Annotated in this window: 18 protein-coding genes; 12 read left to right on the forward strand and 6 right to left on the reverse strand. The window is 62.2% G+C overall.

Annotation, left to right across the window (positions count from 1 at the left end):
• Positions 1–155: 155 nt before the first annotated feature.
• Positions 156–1,250, reverse strand: a complete 1,095-nt coding sequence (gene zapE, locus AB5Y98_RS21905) for a cell division protein ZapE (RefSeq protein ID WP_017766407.1) — start codon at positions 1,248–1,250, stop codon at positions 156–158.
• Between the two features lie 140 nt (positions 1,251–1,390).
• On the opposite strand from zapE, the gene AB5Y98_RS21910 reads away from it, so the two are divergent.
• The 12 genes from AB5Y98_RS21910 (at position 1,391) to AB5Y98_RS21965 (ending at position 12,258) form a co-directional block, all read left to right on the forward strand.
• Positions 1,391–1,771 (forward strand): YhcB family protein, encoded by a 381-nt coding sequence (locus AB5Y98_RS21910; protein ID WP_005305902.1) that lies wholly within the window; start codon positions 1,391–1,393, stop codon positions 1,769–1,771.
• An 81-nt stretch (positions 1,772–1,852) separates the two neighbouring features.
• Entirely contained in the window at positions 1,853–3,214 is a 1,362-nt protein-coding gene (locus tag AB5Y98_RS21915; protein ID WP_005305907.1) for a Do family serine endopeptidase, read from the forward strand.
• Positions 3,215–3,303: 89 nt separating this feature from the next.
• Positions 3,304–4,425, forward strand: a complete 1,122-nt coding sequence (degS, locus tag AB5Y98_RS21920; RefSeq protein ID WP_005305911.1) for an outer membrane-stress sensor serine endopeptidase DegS — start codon at positions 3,304–3,306, stop codon at positions 4,423–4,425.
• Between the two features lie 299 nt (positions 4,426–4,724).
• Entirely contained in the window at positions 4,725–5,087 is a 363-nt protein-coding gene (locus tag AB5Y98_RS21925) for a PRD domain-containing protein (protein ID WP_005305914.1), read from the forward strand.
• A complete protein-coding gene (locus AB5Y98_RS21930; RefSeq protein WP_005305917.1) occupies positions 5,088–5,453 on the forward strand; it encodes an SFCGS family glycine-rich protein in 366 nt (121 codons plus the stop codon).
• Positions 5,453–5,749: a DUF4312 family protein gene (locus tag AB5Y98_RS21935; RefSeq protein WP_368232937.1), complete on the forward strand. Its 297-nt coding sequence runs from the start codon at positions 5,453–5,455 to the stop codon at positions 5,747–5,749. The genes AB5Y98_RS21930 and AB5Y98_RS21935 overlap by 1 nt, the downstream gene beginning before the upstream one ends.
• Before the next feature lie 40 nt (positions 5,750–5,789).
• A complete protein-coding gene (locus AB5Y98_RS21940) occupies positions 5,790–6,566 on the forward strand; it encodes a DUF4311 domain-containing protein (RefSeq protein WP_005305923.1) in 777 nt (258 codons plus the stop codon).
• 11 nt (positions 6,567–6,577) lie between these two features.
• Positions 6,578–7,228 carry a DUF4310 family protein gene (locus AB5Y98_RS21945; RefSeq protein WP_017766404.1) on the forward strand — a complete coding sequence of 217 codons (651 nt, stop codon included), beginning with the start codon at positions 6,578–6,580 and terminating at the stop codon, positions 7,226–7,228.
• Positions 7,229–7,270: 42 nt separating this feature from the next.
• Complete coding sequence (locus tag AB5Y98_RS21950; RefSeq protein ID WP_368232939.1) at positions 7,271–8,410, forward strand: amidohydrolase/deacetylase family metallohydrolase; 1,140 nt, start codon at positions 7,271–7,273, stop codon at positions 8,408–8,410.
• Positions 8,394–9,509: a DgaE family pyridoxal phosphate-dependent ammonia lyase gene (locus tag AB5Y98_RS21955; protein ID WP_368232941.1), complete on the forward strand. Its 1,116-nt coding sequence runs from the start codon at positions 8,394–8,396 to the stop codon at positions 9,507–9,509. Before AB5Y98_RS21950 ends, AB5Y98_RS21955 begins: the two co-directional genes overlap by 17 nt.
• A complete protein-coding gene (locus AB5Y98_RS21960) occupies positions 9,509–10,249 on the forward strand; it encodes a KDGP aldolase family protein (RefSeq protein ID WP_368232943.1) in 741 nt (246 codons plus the stop codon). Before AB5Y98_RS21955 ends, AB5Y98_RS21960 begins: the two co-directional genes overlap by 1 nt.
• Positions 10,250–10,353: 104 nt before the next feature.
• Positions 10,354–12,258 (forward strand): transcription antiterminator, encoded by a 1,905-nt coding sequence (locus AB5Y98_RS21965; RefSeq protein ID WP_368232945.1) that lies wholly within the window; start codon positions 10,354–10,356, stop codon positions 12,256–12,258.
• A 15-nt stretch (positions 12,259–12,273) separates the two neighbouring features.
• On the opposite strand, the gene npr is transcribed toward AB5Y98_RS21965, so the two are convergent.
• Genes npr through AB5Y98_RS21990 form a run of 5 tightly spaced genes read right to left on the reverse strand, consistent with a single transcriptional unit; the run spans position 12,274 to position 15,673 of the window.
• Complete coding sequence (npr, locus tag AB5Y98_RS21970; RefSeq protein ID WP_368232947.1) at positions 12,274–12,546, reverse strand: PTS phosphocarrier protein NPr; 273 nt, start codon at positions 12,544–12,546, stop codon at positions 12,274–12,276.
• A 20-nt stretch (positions 12,547–12,566) separates the two neighbouring features.
• Complete coding sequence (gene rapZ, locus AB5Y98_RS21975; protein ID WP_368232949.1) at positions 12,567–13,433, reverse strand: RNase adapter RapZ; 867 nt, start codon at positions 13,431–13,433, stop codon at positions 12,567–12,569.
• 42 nt (positions 13,434–13,475) lie between these two features.
• A complete protein-coding gene (gene ptsN / locus AB5Y98_RS21980; RefSeq protein WP_005305951.1) occupies positions 13,476–13,922 on the reverse strand; it encodes a PTS IIA-like nitrogen regulatory protein PtsN in 447 nt (148 codons plus the stop codon).
• A gap of 2 nt (positions 13,923–13,924) precedes the next feature.
• Positions 13,925–14,212, reverse strand: a complete 288-nt coding sequence (gene hpf, locus AB5Y98_RS21985; protein ID WP_005305957.1) for a ribosome hibernation promoting factor — start codon at positions 14,210–14,212, stop codon at positions 13,925–13,927.
• 21 nt (positions 14,213–14,233) lie between these two features.
• Positions 14,234–15,673 carry an RNA polymerase factor sigma-54 gene (locus AB5Y98_RS21990; protein WP_010635929.1) on the reverse strand — a complete coding sequence of 480 codons (1,440 nt, stop codon included), beginning with the start codon at positions 15,671–15,673 and terminating at the stop codon, positions 14,234–14,236.
• Positions 15,674–15,699 lie beyond the last annotated feature (26 nt).

The following is a 15,699-nucleotide window of genomic DNA, read 5'->3' on the forward strand; positions in this document are numbered from 1 at the left end:
TTGCTGTCTTATCGACAGCTGTAACGTGGGCCGGGCGATTATAAGTGAAGTTGCCTTAAATATCACCTGCTAATTTCACTGCCATGAAGCTAGCAAATGTCGCCCGGCCCTACCTGCCGCAGATGCCCATCCGACTGGCAGGCGCGGTATTGTGACTAAGGAAGGTGCACTCTGGCAAGGTATTCGTGCGATTGCATTTCCTGAAGCCGTGAAAGACAACGTTGGAATTCGAAATCCAGCAGCCCGTGACCATAGAGTTCCTGCATGGGCACCGCCGCCGACATGATGAGCTTGACGTGCCGCTCATAGAACTCGTCCACCATGGCGATGAAGCGGCGCGCCGCGTCATCCGTGCCAGCCCCCATGGGCTGCACATTGGCCAGCAGGACGGTGTGAAACAGCCGCGCCAGCTCGATATAGTCGCTCTGGGAGCGGGGTGTGCAGCAAAGTTGCTCGAACTCCATATAGAGCACACCTTCCCCCATCCCCAGCGACGCCAGCTGACGGTGATTGATCTCGACCTGGCCCGCCAGGGCCTGTTGCAGCCCGGTTAATTGTTGAAAATAGAGCTCGAGATTGGATTTTGCCTGCCGATCCAGCGGGAAGTGATATATCTCCGCCTGCTCCAGCGTGCGTAGGCGATAATCGGTACCGCCATCCACGTTAAGTATCTCGCAATGACGCTCTATGAGGGCAATGGCCGGTAGAAAACGGGCACGTTGCAAACCATTTCGATACAAATCCTGCGGCGGTATGTTCGAGGTCGCCACCAGCACGACCCCATGGCCGAACAGCTCCTGGAACAGGGTCCCCAGCAGCATGGCATCGGTAATGTCGGAGACGAAAAATTCGTCGAAGCAGATGACGTCGGTCTCGTCGGCCAGCTTGCGGGCGATCAGCTTGAGCGGATCGGCCTGACCGGTCAGTCCCTTGAGCTCATCGTGCACCCGGTGCATGAAACGGTGGAAGTGGATACGCAGTTTGCGCTCCCCGGGCAGGCTGTCGAAAAAAGTATCCATCAACCAGGTCTTGCCTCTGCCCACTCCACCCCACATATATAGCCCCAGGATGGGCGTACGGGGCTTCGGCTTTTGCAGCCAGCCCAGCAGACCGCGGGATCTGGTCGGAGTCGGGGTTTGGCACAAATCCTGATAGAGTCGCTCCAGACGGGCCACGGCCATCGCCTGAGCGGGGTCGGCCACGAAGCCGGGGCGCTGCAAATCCTGCTGATATTTTTGCTGCGGGGTCATCCTGTCGATTGCCTTCAAGTCCCTGAATGAAGGACAAAATGGTATCACGCCCTCGGGGTGCACGGTATAGTGCCATCAAGGCGTAGCGGCCGTTCAGGCCGCATTAACATACATTGGTTTAGCTGTAACAAGGAGCATCTATGAGTCTGTTAAACGGGATCCTGCTGGCTGTCGCCGCCTTGATTATCGGTATCATCATCGGTCGCTTCACAGTGCGCAGCCGGGATGCCGGCCGTCTGGAACAAGAACTGAAGAAGGCTCACAAGGAACTGGAAAGCTACCAGGGTCAGATCAATACCCACTTCGCCGACAGTGCTGCCCTGATGGAACAGTTGGCCGAGCAGTACCAGACCCTTTATCGCCATATGGCGGAGCAGAGCAAATTCCTGGCCAAAGCCCAGGAGCCGCTGTTCCGTGAAACTCTGCTCGACGAGAGCAGCGATGTCCCGGCCAATGAAGAACCGGGTGTACCGCCCCGTGACTATGCAGGGGCCTCCGGTCTGCTCAAGCAGTCCAGTTAGTTCCCCGCGGAACTAATTGCGCTGTATCGTGGTCAGACCTTGACGATTGCATTGCAACTTTTTCTGGGAGCTGTTTTTCATATGCGTAAACCTCTTTCTGTGCTCAGTGTGTTAGCCCTCAGTGTCGGTATCGCCATGTCTGCGGCCCCCGTGCAGGCTGCACTGCCCTCCCTTTTGGCGAACAATCAGGAGATGCCGAGCCTGGCGCCGGTACTCGAACAAGTCACCCCTGCCGTGGTCAACATTTCCGTCTCCGGCAAGAAGATCACCCGCCAGCGTCTGCCGGAACAGTTCCGCTTCTTCTTCGGCCCCAACATGCCTGACGAACAGGTGAGCGAGCAGCCCTTCCAGGCGCTCGGGTCCGGCGTCATCATCGATGCCAAGAAGGGCTACGTGATCACCAACGCCCACGTGGTGCACGAGGCGGACGAGATCAAGGTCAACCTGAAGGATGGCCGTGAATACGCCGCCAAGAAGATCGGCGAAGACAAGCAGTCCGACATCGCTCTGCTGCAAATCAAGGCCGAGGATCTGGTTCAAATCAAATTCGCCGACTCTGACGAGCTGCGGGTCGGTGACTATGCGCTGGCCATCGGCAACCCGTTCGGTCTCGGCCAGACCGTCACCTCCGGCATCGTCAGTGCGCTCGGCCGCAGCGGCCTCAACATCGAGAACCTGGAAAACTTCATCCAGACCGATGCGGCCATCAACTCGGGCAACTCGGGTGGCGCCCTGCTCAACCTGCGCGGCGAGCTGATCGGCATCAACACCGCCATCCTGGGCCCCAACGGTGGCAACATCGGCATCGGCTTCGCCATTCCGTCCAACATGGTGCGCGACCTGTCCGAACAGATCGTGAAATACGGTGAAGTCCGTCGCGGCCAGCTGGGCATCATAGGGACCGAGCTCACCTCTGAAGTGGCCAAGACCTTCGGCTACAACAAGAAGGACGGCGCCTTCGTCAACCAGGTGATGCCTGACTCCGCGGCCGCCAAGGCCGGCATCAAGCCGGGCGACATCATCGTCAGCATCGACGGCAAGGCCATCCGCTCCTTCGGCGAGCTGCGGGCCAAGATTGCCACCATGGGTGCCGACAAGCAGGTGGCACTGGGCCTGATCCGCGATGGCAAGGAGCAGACCGTCAAGGTCACCCTGAAGAAGGCGGATGACAGCGAAATCCTGGCTAGTGCGCTGCACCCGGCACTGGAAGGGGCCAAGCTGAGCACCACCAGCGAGCCGGTGAGCGGCGTGGCCGTCTCCGAGATCGATCCGCGCTCCCCTGCCGCCGCCTCCGGTCTGCAGAAGGGCGACGTCATCATCGGCGTCAACCGCCTGCGCATCAACTCGCTGGAAGAGCTGAGCAAGGCACTGAAGAACAAGCCGGATGTGCTGGCCCTCAACATCCAGCGCGGCGACTCTTCGCTCTACCTGGTAATTCGTTAATCTCCTCTCACCCGCGGCGCCTGCCGCGGGTGATTTTTATCCACCGATAGTGTTATTCTCTGCCCGCTCTATGTACGGATGAGAATGACATGAAAATCCCCCCTATAGTCAGTTACTTGGGCAAGTCTGTCGGCTTCGGTCTCACCGTGGCGGCGCTACTGTTGCTGCTGTTTCCCAATTTTCGGGGCGGGGCCCAACTGCCCGGCCTCATCACCAATGCCCGTGAACTGAGCTTCTCCTACGCGGCGCACCGCGCCGGCCCTGCCGTCGTCAACATCTATACCCGCAGCTTCGCCCGCAATCAGGGCAACCAGACTGAACTCAGGCCTCAGGGGCTGGGCTCCGGCGTCATCATGAACCAGCGCGGCCACGTGCTGACCAACTACCACGTCATCGCCGATGCGGACCAGATCATAGTCGCGCTGCAGGACGGACGGGTATTCAGCGCCGAACTGGTCGGCACCGACCAGCTCACCGACCTGGCGGTGCTCTACATCGAATCGGACAACCTGCCGGTGATCCCGCAGGATCCGGAGCGGCTGCCCGACGTGGGCGACGTGGTGCTCGCCATCGGCAACCCCTACAACGTCGGCCAGACCATCACCCAGGGCATCATCAGCGCCACCGGCCGCATCGGCCTCTCCAGCATGGGGCCGGACAGCAACGGCCGGCAGGATCTGCTGCAGACCGACGCCGCCATCAACGAGGGCAACTCGGGGGGCGCCCTGGTCAATGCCCGCGGCGATCTGGTGGGCATCAACACCGCCGCCTACCACCTCAACGGCAATCAGGAGAGCTACGGCATCAGCTTCGCCATTCCCTACAAGCTGGCCAAGCGCATCATGGACGAGCTGATCGCCAACGGCCGGGTGATCCGCGGCTACCTCGGCATCTCCAGCGTCGAGATCAATCCCATCGTCGCCCGCATGATGAATCTGGGTGACCTGCGCGGCCTGGTGGTGGAGAGCCTGGATCCCAACGGGCCGGCCACCAAGGGCGGGCTGAAGCGGGGCGACGTGCTGCTCAAGATCAATGGCGAGGCCATCAGTGGCGTGCGGGCCGCCATGGACAAGATCGTCGAGAGCCGGCCCGGCACCAAACTCACCATCTCGGTGATCCGCGACGGCAAACCGCTCGAGGTGGAGGTCACCATCGAAGAGGATCTGCGCTATCAGAACCGGGCCAGCGCGAGCGCGGCTACCGCCAGCTGACATCCCCATGGTCGGGGCGAGGAATCGCCCCCTTCTCCTCCCTTTTCCCCTCCCGGCCGTGAGGCAACTCACAGTTTCAGCCAAGGGCCAGCAGCCCTTCATCCAACGCCAAGTGCGCCCCTGATCACACAAAATAGGCGCCAATGAGCTCTCTTTTCCGCTTGATGCTGCAAAAGCGGCTTCAATTGGCCAGCTGACGCGCGAATTTCCGCTTCGAATCGGAAAAACGGTGCCTCCTCTCCCGAACATGACCGGCTTAGGGTAACGCTATCCCTTCTGCCAGCCTTGGAGAGCAGACCTTGCACACAGAGACCCATGACCAGCCCCTGACCCCGGACAGCCCTGCCCTGCTGCGCCAAACCGACCAGATCCTGGCGCGCATCCATATCCTGCTGGCCGAACAGGGCATCCGCCCCAACGAGGTACAGCAGCAGATGCTGGCCTCTCACGTCAAAGCCATGGTGTGGCGCTCCCACAGTGGCGAGCCGCTGCCGGAGGTCGACCTCAGCCTGTTCGAGGAGATCTCCCCCCTCTCCCTGCGTCTGGCCGAGCAGGTCGTCAGCTGGCTGGAGCGGCTCGCCTATGAAGAGGCACACCTCTTGTCCGTCCATTTCGAAGTAGCCAAAGAAAACGAACTCAGTTCAGTCAAAGGAGAATGCTAAATGACAGCCATCAAACTCGTGATCGGTGATCGCCTCGGCAAGGGCCAGAAAGTGGGAGCAGGCGCGGAAGCCGCCGGCGCCAGCGTGACCGTCATCCCCGGCATGGCCGCCGACATGAAGCTCGGCGACGTGATGAACAAGGAGCAGGCGGATCTCGGCATCTCCTTCTGCGGCAGCGGCGGTGCCGGCGCCATCACGGCCCAGACCAAGTACGGCTACAAGTGCCGTTACGGCATGCGATCCATCGAGGAGGGCGTGACCGCCATCAACGAGGGGTGCGTGGTGCTGGGCTTCGGCTTCATGGACAAGGAAGAGCTGGGCCAGAAGCTGGTCGAGGCGTTTGCCAAGAAACACGGACGCGCCTGATGAAAGAGGACTTCACCACCCGGGTCACCGTCAACGGCAAGGGCGCGACCCGTCAGCAGGCGTTCGCCGCCGCCCTCAGCCAGGTGCAATCCACGCTGCTCAAGGACAACCCGCGGGTGCTGCTGCGCATCGAACCGGTCGAGGTCGAGGTGATCGAGGCCGAGGAGTCGGTCCGGGTGGAGAAGTTCCTGTTCTTCTTCCTGCCGCGCCAACGCCACGAATACCGGGTTCGGCTCGCCATCACGGTCAGGGTCACCAGCCTGGACGCCGACAAGGTGACCTTTACCCGGGTGTGACGCCGCCCGCGGCAACACCGCCACAAGAAGGATACATGGGATGTTTCTAATCATATTTATCAAGTCACTCATCATTGGCGGCCTGGTTGGCGTCGGGGTGGGGGCCGGCGCGGCACGGATGTTCCACGCCCCGACCGTGCAGGGGATGGGCGCCTTCCGTACCTTGGGCGAGCTCAACTCCTGTGAAGGGGATCCCGCCTCCCACTTCTCGTTTGGTCTGGGCTTCTTCTTCAACGCCTGGGCCTCCACGGTCGCAGCCGGCGCCTTCACCCAGGACGTGGATCACCGCATCCTGCCGAACTGGGGTGCGGCAGCCCTGATGATCAAGAACCGGGATCTCGCCACCACCCTGCATGACCCGAAGAAGATGGCCATCGCCTGCGGCATCATAGGTGCCATCGTGGTCGCCTTCCTCAACAGCACCGCCGCCGCCGTACCGGCCGCATTGCAGGTCACCGCGGTCAAGGTACTGGTGCCGGCCGCCAACCTGCTGGTCAACACCGTCATGCCGGTGATCTTCTGGCTGGCCGCCATCGAGGCGGGCAAGAAGTCCGGCTTCTGGGCCACCATCTTCGGCGGTCTGGCCCAGCTCATCATGGGCAACGCGGTACCGGGTCTGGTGCTCGGCATCCTGATCGGCAAGGGGGTGGAAGAGAGCGGCTGGAACCACGTCACCAAGGTGATGATGGCGGCCATCGTCCTGCTGTTCGTGCTGAGCGGCTTCTTCCGCGGCTTCGACATGAAACTCATCGAGTCCTTCCATCTGGGCATTCCCCTGTGGCTGGAAAACGTCCATAACCTGCTGAGCGGCAAATAAGGGGTCACGCCATGGATGAGAAACTGAAAAACAACTTCTGGTATGCCGACTGGTCCTTCCCCATCTTCGTCGGCCTGCTCTCGGCCGGGGTCTTTGCCGGTACCCACATGTTCTACCTGTACGGGGTCGGCGCCTTCAACGAGGTGGCCTTCGTCGCCATGCTCAAGGCCGGGATGGACACCGGCGCCTACGGCGCGGTGGCGGCCTTCGGCGCCAGCTTCCTGTTCGCTCGCATCATCGAGGGCTCCCTGGTGGGGATCCTGGACATCGGCGGTGCTATCCAGACCGGGGTAGGCCTCGGCGTGCCCGCCCTGCTGCTGGGGGCCGGCATCATCTATCCGGTGGAGAACTTCCCCGCTTCGCTGGTGACTGGCATGGTGATTGGTCTGGCCATCGGCTACGTGATCATCCTGGCGCGCAAGTTCACCATCAACCAGAGCAACTCCACCTACGGGGCGGATGTGATGATGGGGGCTGGCAACAGCTCGGGCCGCTTCCTCGGCCCCCTCATCATCCTATCCGCCATGGGTGCCTCGATCCCCATCGGCATCGGCTCCCTGCTGGGTGCGCTGCTGTTCTACGTGTGGGGCAAGCCCATCACCGGCGGTGCCATCCTGGGGGCCATGCTGCTGGGTACCTTCTTCCCGGTTGCGCTTGCATAACCATCAGCCGCCCTGCGGGGCGGCACGCTAGAGGCCATCAGCATGTACGACATCATCATCAGAGCGGGGCGCCAGGGAGATGGCCAGCTCGTCGATATCGCCATCCAGCAGGGCAAAATCGCCGCCCTTGGCACCCTGCCGGAGACGGCAGCGGCGCAGCAGGCCCTGGATCTCGGCGGCCGGGTGCATGTGAGCGCCGGCTGGATCGACGGCCACACCCACTGCTACCCCGCCTCCCCCCTCTATCACGATGAGCCGGACAAGGTGGGCGTGGAGTCCGGCGTCACCACCGTCATCGACGCCGGCAGCACCGGGGCCGACGACGTGGGTGACTTCCAGCGTCTCGCCGCCGGCTGCAAGACCCGGGTGCACGCCCTGCTCAACATCTCCCGCATCGGCCTGCTGCGCCAGAATGAACTGGCCGACAGCCGGGACCTCGACATGGATCTCGCCTCGGCGGCCATTGCCCGCCACCCCGGCTTCATCGTCGGCATCAAGGCGCGGATGAGCGGCAGCGTGGTGGGTGAGAACGGCCTGCAGCCGCTGCGTATGGCCAAGGCGCTGCAACAGGCCCACGGCCAGCTGCCGCTGATGGTGCACGTGGGCAACACGCCGCCGGATCTGGACGAGATCGTCGCCTTGCTGGGGGATGGCGATCTGCTGACCCACTGCTTCAACGGCAAGCCCAACCGCATCCTGACCCCGGCCGGTGAACTGCGCCAGGCGGTGCGTGAGGCGATGCAGCGGGGGCTCTTGCTCGACATTGGCCACGGCGGCGCCAGCTTCAGCTTCGAGGTGGCGGAGCTGGCCATTGCCCAGGGGATCCTGCCCCGCACCATCAGCTCCGACATCTACTGCAAGAACCGCATCAAGGGGCCTGTCTACAGCCTGGCCCACGTGATGTCGAAGTTTCTCGCCATCGGCATGACCCTGGAGCAGGTGCTGGCCTGCGTCACCCACCATGCCGCCGATGCCCTGCGCCTGTCCGGCAAGGGGCGACTCGAGGTGGGCGCAGATGCCGATCTGACCCTGTTCGAGGTGATGAACGGCCCCACCCTCTTTACCGATACCGAAGCCGGCGCCCGCAATGGCGACCAGCAGTTGCTGCCCCTCGCCGCCCTGGTCGGTGGCGAACTGGTTCTGACTCACTATGGGAAATCACACCATGCCTTCTGTGTATGAGAAATATCAGCTCAAACCGGTGATCAACGCCTCCGGGCGCATGACCATTCTCGGCGTCTCCACCCCCGAGCAGGAGGTGGTCGATGCGGTCAACTTCGGCCTTGGCCACTACTTCGAGGTGAAGGATCTGGTCAACAAGACCGGCGCCTACCTGGCGGGCTTGCTGGGTGTGGAAGATGCGGTGGTGGTCTCCTGCGCCAGCGCCGGCATCGCCCAGTCGGTGGCCGCCGTGATCGTGCGCGGCGACCCCTACCGCCTCGAGCAGTTGCACGCCCATGCCCACAATGTGCCGAGCGAAATCGTGTTGCCCAAGGGGCACAACGTCAACTTCGGCGCCCCGGTCGGCACCATGGTCAACCTGGGGGGCGGCAAGGTGGTGGAGGCCGGCTACGCCAACGAGTGCTCTGCCGCCCAGCTGGCCGCAGCCATCAATGCCAATACCGCCGCCATCCTCTACATCAAGTCTCACCACTGCGTGCAGAAGAGCATCCTGTCGGTGACCGAGGCAGCCGAGGTGGCCAAGGCCCACGGGCTCCCGCTCATCGTCGATGCGGCGGCCGAGGAGGATCTGCGTCTCTACTACAACCTGGGGGCCGACCTGGTCATCTACAGCGGCGCCAAGGCCATCGAAGGGCCCACCAGCGGGCTGGTACTCGGCAAGCGTCAGTACGTGGAGTGGGTCAAGCAGCAGGCCAACGGCATCGGCCGTGCCATGAAGGTGGGCAAAGAGGGGATCCTCGGCCTCACCCACGCCATCGAGCGCTACCTGATCAAAGAGAAGGAGAGCGGCGCCGCCATGGTCGCCAAGATGACCCCCTTCATCGAGCGCCTCAACCAGCTGCCCGGCGTCAGCGCCAAGGTGGTGTGGGACAGCGCGGGGCGCGACATAGCCCGCACCGATATCGCCTTCGACCACCAGCAGATCGGCATGACCACAGTGCAGGTCGTCGCCCGTCTGCAGCAGGGCACACCTGCCATCTACTGCCGTGGCTACAAGGCCAACGAGGGACACATCGAGATCGACGTGCGCAGCGTCACCCTGCCCCAGCTCGACCAGATCCATGCCGCCATTGCCCACCTCGTTCAGGAGAACAACTGATGTCTCTTACTCCCAATTACTACCGCGATCAGGTCTGCCTCAACGTGCTGGCAGGTTCCAAGGAGAATGCCGTCGAGGTATACGACGCAGCCGAAGGCCACGTGCTGGTCGGTGTGCTCTCCAAGAACTACCCGGATGTACCCTCCGCCGTCGCTGACATGCAGGCCTACGCCAAGCTAATCGACAACGCCCTCTCCATCGGGCTGGGGGCCGGCGATCCGCGCCAGTCCGCCATGGTGGCCGAGCTGGCTCGCCAGCTGCAGCCCCAGCACGTCAACCAGGTGTTCACCGGGGTCGGCGCCAGCCGGGCGCTGCTTGGCCAGTCTGACACCCTCGTCAATGGCCTTGTCTCCCCCACCGGCACACCGGGGATGGTTAAGATCTCCACCGGCCCCCTGAGTAGCCAGCAGCCCGACGGCATCGTACCCATCGACACCGCCATCGCCCTGCTCAAGGATATGGGCGGCAGCTCGGTCAAGTTCTTCCCCATGGGCGGGCTGGCCTGCCGCGCCGAGTATCAGGCAGTGGCCGAGGCCTGTGCGCGGCACGGTTTCTGGCTGGAGCCCACCGGCGGCATCGATCTCGACAACTTTGAAGAAATTGTGCGAATCGCGCTGGATGCCGGGGTCGAGAAGGTGATCCCCCACGTCTACAGCTCCATCATCGACAGTACGAGCGGTCAGACCCGTCCCGAGGATGTGCGTACCCTGCTGGCCACGGTGAAGCGGCTGCTGGCCTGATCGCCCTCAGGCACCGGTCCGATCACTGGCCGGTGCCTGGCTTGTCATTGACTCGCTTGTTAACATCGGTTTTTTATTCTGCGACAGGAGTCCGATCCCCCCTCATGACCAAGCTGCCCCATCCCAGACTCCAGCAACTGCTCACCCTGCTCCACGCCGAGCCGCTGCCGCAGGAGGAGCTGGCCCGCCGCCTCAATGTCTCCACCCGCACAGTACGCACCGACGTGGCGACCCTCAACGAGATCATCGCCACCCGGGGCGCCCACCTGATCCACCAGCGCGGCAGCGGCTATCAGCTCAAGATCTACAATCAGGAGCTGTTCGCGGCGCTGCTGGCGGCCCAGGAGCAGGAGAGCGGCTTGCCTCGCACCAGCCGCGAGCGGGTGCTGCACCTGCAGATCCTGTTGTTGACGGCGGAGCAGGGCATCAAGCTCGACGAGCTGGCGGACACCTGGTATCTGAGCCGGGCGGCACTGCAGGGGGACATGGCGGAGGTGCGGGATCGGCTCGCCCACTTCGACCTCGCCATCGACAGCAAGCCCAGGCAGGGGATGCGGATCCAGGGGGGTGAGACGGCCATCCGCGCCTGCCTCACCCAGCTGCTCTATCAAGAACTGCTGCACAGCAACCCACTGCAGAGCCTGCTGCCCAACCTCTGTCCCAGCAAGACGCTGGAGGTAGTGGGTAATCACATCCACGAGCAACTCGGCCGCCACCAGCTGCGTCTGGCCGACGAGAGTCTGCAGCAGCTCGCCATCTACTGCGCCGTCGCCCTGCTGCGCCAGGCCGCGGGCCACGAGCTGCGCCAATTCACCGGCGAGGATCTCACGGCGCCACTGCTGGCGGTCGCCCGCGATACCTATGGCGAGCTGCCGACCCTGACCCCGCCGGGGGAAGAGGAGATAGCCTGCCTCGCCATCCAGATCCAGGCCCGCCTCACCGCCGATGCCCCCCAGCTCAGCCCGGCCATGGCGGCCGAGAGCGAGCAGCTGGTAGAGCACCTGCTCGCCTACATCCACCAGCACTACCCCTATGACCTGCGCGGCGACCTGCAACTGCGGGCCGACCTGCAGACCCATATCAGTGCCATGCTGCTGCGGGTCAAATACCAGATTGGCAGCCACAATCCGCTGGCGGACCACATCAAGCAGTATTACCCCCTCGCCTACGACATCACGCTGGCGGCCATCTCGGAGTGGATCAAGCAGACCCCTTACCGGCTGACCCACCACGAGATAGGCTATCTGGTGATCCACATAGGGGTTGGACTGGAGCGTCACTACGACATCGGCTACACCCGCCGTCCCCAGGCGCTGCTGTTGTGCGATGCGGGCAACGCCACCTTCCGGGTGCTGGAGGCTCGCATCAAGCGGGAGTATCCCCAGCTGCAATTGACCACACTGGAGTCGGTGCGGGATTACGAAGGGCTGGCGCGAGTCGAGCAGGATTTCGTCATCAGCACCGTCAAGGTGAGCGACAAGAACGTGCCAGTGGTGCAGGTCGCCCCCTTCCCCACCCAATACCAGCTGGAGCAGCTCGGCAAGCTGGTGCTGGTCGATCGCACCCGCCCCTACCTGCTCGACAAGTACTTCGATGCCGACCACTTCATGGTGGTCAGCGAACCGCTCAGCCAGGGGGCGCTGTTTGATCGCATCTGCAGCCAGCTGGAGGCGGAGGATCTGGTGGAGAGCGGCTTTCGGGGATCCTTGCAGGAGCGGGAGCGGATCGTCTCCACCCTGCTGGGGGACGGCATTGCCCTGCCCCACTCCCTCGGCCTGCTGGCGCGCCGCACTCTGGTCTATACCGTGCTGGCCCCGCAGGGGATCGACTGGGGCAACGGCGAGAGCGCCACCCTCATCTTCGTGCTGGCCATCGCCAAGGCCGACTACGAAGAGGCGATGGGGCTCTACGACCTGTTCCTGGCGCTGATGAACGAAAAAGCCAGCAGGAACCTGCTGGCTTGTCGAGACTTTGCCGCCTTCAAGGCGCTGGCACGCAGCGCACCTTGAGCATGCCGAGGCGCGTTACTCCTCGTTGAAGCCCGAGGTGAACAGCGCCACCACGGCGGCCAAGGCCTCCACTTCCTCAGGCCCCTCCACCTGAATTTCTACCTGCTTGCCCTGGGCGGAGTCCAGCATCAACAGGCCGATCACGCTGTCCGCGTCGGCCTCGACCCCCTCTTCGTTGCGCAGCAACACGTGAGCATCGAACCCCTGCACCAGCTCGAACAGCATCATGGCCGGTCTGGCATGCATGCCCAGTTTGTTTTTCACTTCCACCGAGGCTGAGACGGTCATCTGATCTTCCTATTGGTCCATCAAAATTGCGGCGCACTCTTGTCGAGGGTGCGGTGGCGGATCTGGACGTTCTTGCCCAGCAGGCGAAAGGCGCCGGCCAGCTGCTCGGCAATGAATACCGATCTGTGCTGACCACCGGTACAGCCAATGCCGACCGTCACATAGCTGCGATTGTTGCGCTCCAGGTGGGGCAGCCAGGTCGCCAGCATGTTCTCGATCTGCAGGATGAACTGCATCACATCGGGCTGGCTGGAGAGGTAGCGGGCCACCGGCTCATCCTTGCCGGTGAAAGGCTTGAGCTCCGGGATCCAGTGCGGATTGGGCAGGAAGCGGGCGTCGAACACGAAGTCGGCATCCTTGGGGATACCGTACTTGAAGCCGAACGACTCGAACACCAGCACCAGCTCGTTCTCCTTCTTGCCGAGCACCCGGGTCCTGATGAGCTCGCTCAGGTCGTGAATGCTGAGGTTGGTGGTGTCGATGCGCAGATCGGCCGTCGAGGAGAGCGGCGCCAGCAGGTGGGTCTCTTCCCGGATCGCCTCGTCGAGCGACAGCTTGTTGCGCGACAGGGGGTGCAGCCGGCGGCTCTCGCCGTAGCGCTTGAGCAGGGTGGAGTTTTCCGCATCGAAGAAGAAGCTCGTGAACTCCACACGCCCCTCGTTGCGTACCTGAGCCAGCAGGGTTTCCAGCTTGTCGGAACTCGCCGGCAGGTTGCGCACATCGATGCTGACCGCCAGCTTGTCATACTGGCTCTCGACCGACACGATCAACTGGGGCAGCAGGTTGACCGGCAGGTTATCCACGCAGTAATAACCGAGATCCTCCAGCACACGCAGGGCAACTGTCTTGCCCGAGCCGGAGCGCCCACTCACCACTATTAATTGCATCTTGTTCCCTCACCGCTTGGCGTCATTGCAAGGGCCTGCATCTCAGGCCGATGTCATGATCTGATAGAGTTCTTCATCGCTGGTTGCCTGGCGCAACTGGCGGCATACCGCCTTGTCGCCCAGTTTGGATGCCATCAGGGAAAGGGTCTTGAGGTGCTGCTTGCACTCGCTTTCCGGCACCAGCAGGGCAAACAGCAGGTCAACCGGTTGATTGTCGATGGAATCGAAAGGGATAGGCTCTGCGAAGGTCATCAGGATCGCGGTCGGCGGAAACTCGTCGCCGATCCGGCCGTGGGGAATGGCGATACCGGCACCGATCCCGGTACTGCCCATCTTTTCTCGCGCCAGCAGGCACTCGAAGAGCACCTGACGAGAGGTCCCCAGGCGCTCAGCGGCTAACTCGCTGATGATCTCCAGGGCGCGTTTCTTGCTGGTACAAGGGACCGCACTTTTGGTGCAGTCCCGACTCAGTATGTGTTCAAGTTGCATGGTTATTTTTGGTTTAACTTATCTTTGTGCTTGATGATCTGCCGATCCAGCTTGTCCAGCAGGGTATCAATCGCCGCATACATGTCGGCATGCTGCGAGTTGGCGAACACCTCACCCCCGCTGACATGCAGCTTGGCTTCGGCGATCTGGTTCAGTTTTTCTACGCTCAACACCACATGAACATTGTTGATGTGGTCAAAGTGACGCTCGAGTTTGGCAAATTTGTTGTTCACATAATCACGCAGAGCTTCGGTGATCTCGACATGGTGTCCGGTCAGGTTGATTTGCATAACGTCTTCCTTTTGTTTTGCCTAAACCAGGCGTTTGCGCTGATTGGATGGCGGGATCAACAAGGATTCACGGTACTTTGCGATCGTGCGTCTCGCCACCATAATACCCTGTTCGGCCAGCAAATCCGCGATCTTGCTATCACTTAGCGGCTTGGCGGGATTCTCCGCCGTGACCAGCTTCTTGATGAGCGCGCGAATTGCGGTCGATGAGCACTCTCCTCCTCCCTCGGTGTTTACATGGCTGGAGAAAAAAAACTTCAGTTCGAAGATGCCGCGCGGCGTGTGCATGTACTTCTGGGTAGTCACCCGCGAGATGGTCGACTCGTGCATCTCCACCGCTTCGGCGATGTCGTTGAGCACCATGGGTTTCATGGCCTCTTCACCGTATTCGAAGAAGCCCTGCTGCTGCTCGACGATGCAGCTGGCCACCTTGAGCAGGGTGTCGTTGCGACTCTCCAGACTCTTGATGAACCACTTGGCTTCCTGCAGGTGGGAGCGGATGAACTGGGTATCCTGACTGGTACGGGCCTGTCTGGCCATGGCGGCATAGGTCTCGTTGACCCGGATGCGCGGGGCCGAGTCAGGGTTGAGCTCGACCACCCACTTGTTGCCCTTCTTGACCACGGAGACATCCGGGATCACGTACTGGGATTCGCTCTGGATGACGCCGTTGCCGGGCCGCGGCTCCAGCTGCTGGATGAGATCCAGCACCTCCTTGAGGTCGTTCTCCTTCAGCTTGGTCTTGCGGGCCAAGGTGCGGTAATCGCGGTTGCCGAGCAGATCCATGTGCTCGAGGATCACCTCCCTGGCTTCGTTAAGCCAGGGCAAGTCAGGGGAGTATTGGCCCAGCTGGATCAGCAGGCACTCCTGCACCGAGCGGGCGGCGATGCCGACCGGATCGAAATGCTGCACCCGCTTGAGCACGGCCTCCACTTCATCGAGCTCCACCTCGACATCCTCGCTGCTCACCGCCGCCTGAATATCCTCAAGCGACACCGTCAGGTAACCAGATTCGTCGATGGCATCTATGATGGCGAGGGCGATGGCGGCATCCACGTCGCTGAACGGGGTCAAGCGCATCTGCCACAACAGGTAGTCCTGCAGGTTCTCGGTTGTCTCCCCCTGATAGATGCTGTCTTCCCCGTCATGGATGGGGCCTGCGCTCTGGGCCGTGCCGGCCGAATAAACCTCTTCCCAGGTGGTATCCACCGGCAGTTCGTCCGGCATCTGATCCTGGGCCATGGCATCGCTGGAGTCGAGCTGGCTGACGTCCACCTGGTCGACCGGGCTGGTCTCCTGAACGTCGTTTTCCTCTTGCTCCAGCAAGGGGTTGTTGTCGAGCGCTTGCTGAATTTCCTGCTGGAGTTCCAGAGTGGAGAGCTGGAGCAGACGAATCGCTTGTTGTAATTGCGGCGTCATGGTCAGGGACTGACCGAGACGCAACTGTAATGTCGGCTTCATCTACGTCGGGATATCCTTATGGTCAG

It is taken from the genome of Aeromonas sp. s3, from assembly GCF_040907805.1.
Lineage (GTDB): Bacteria > Pseudomonadota > Gammaproteobacteria > Enterobacterales > Aeromonadaceae > Aeromonas > Aeromonas dhakensis.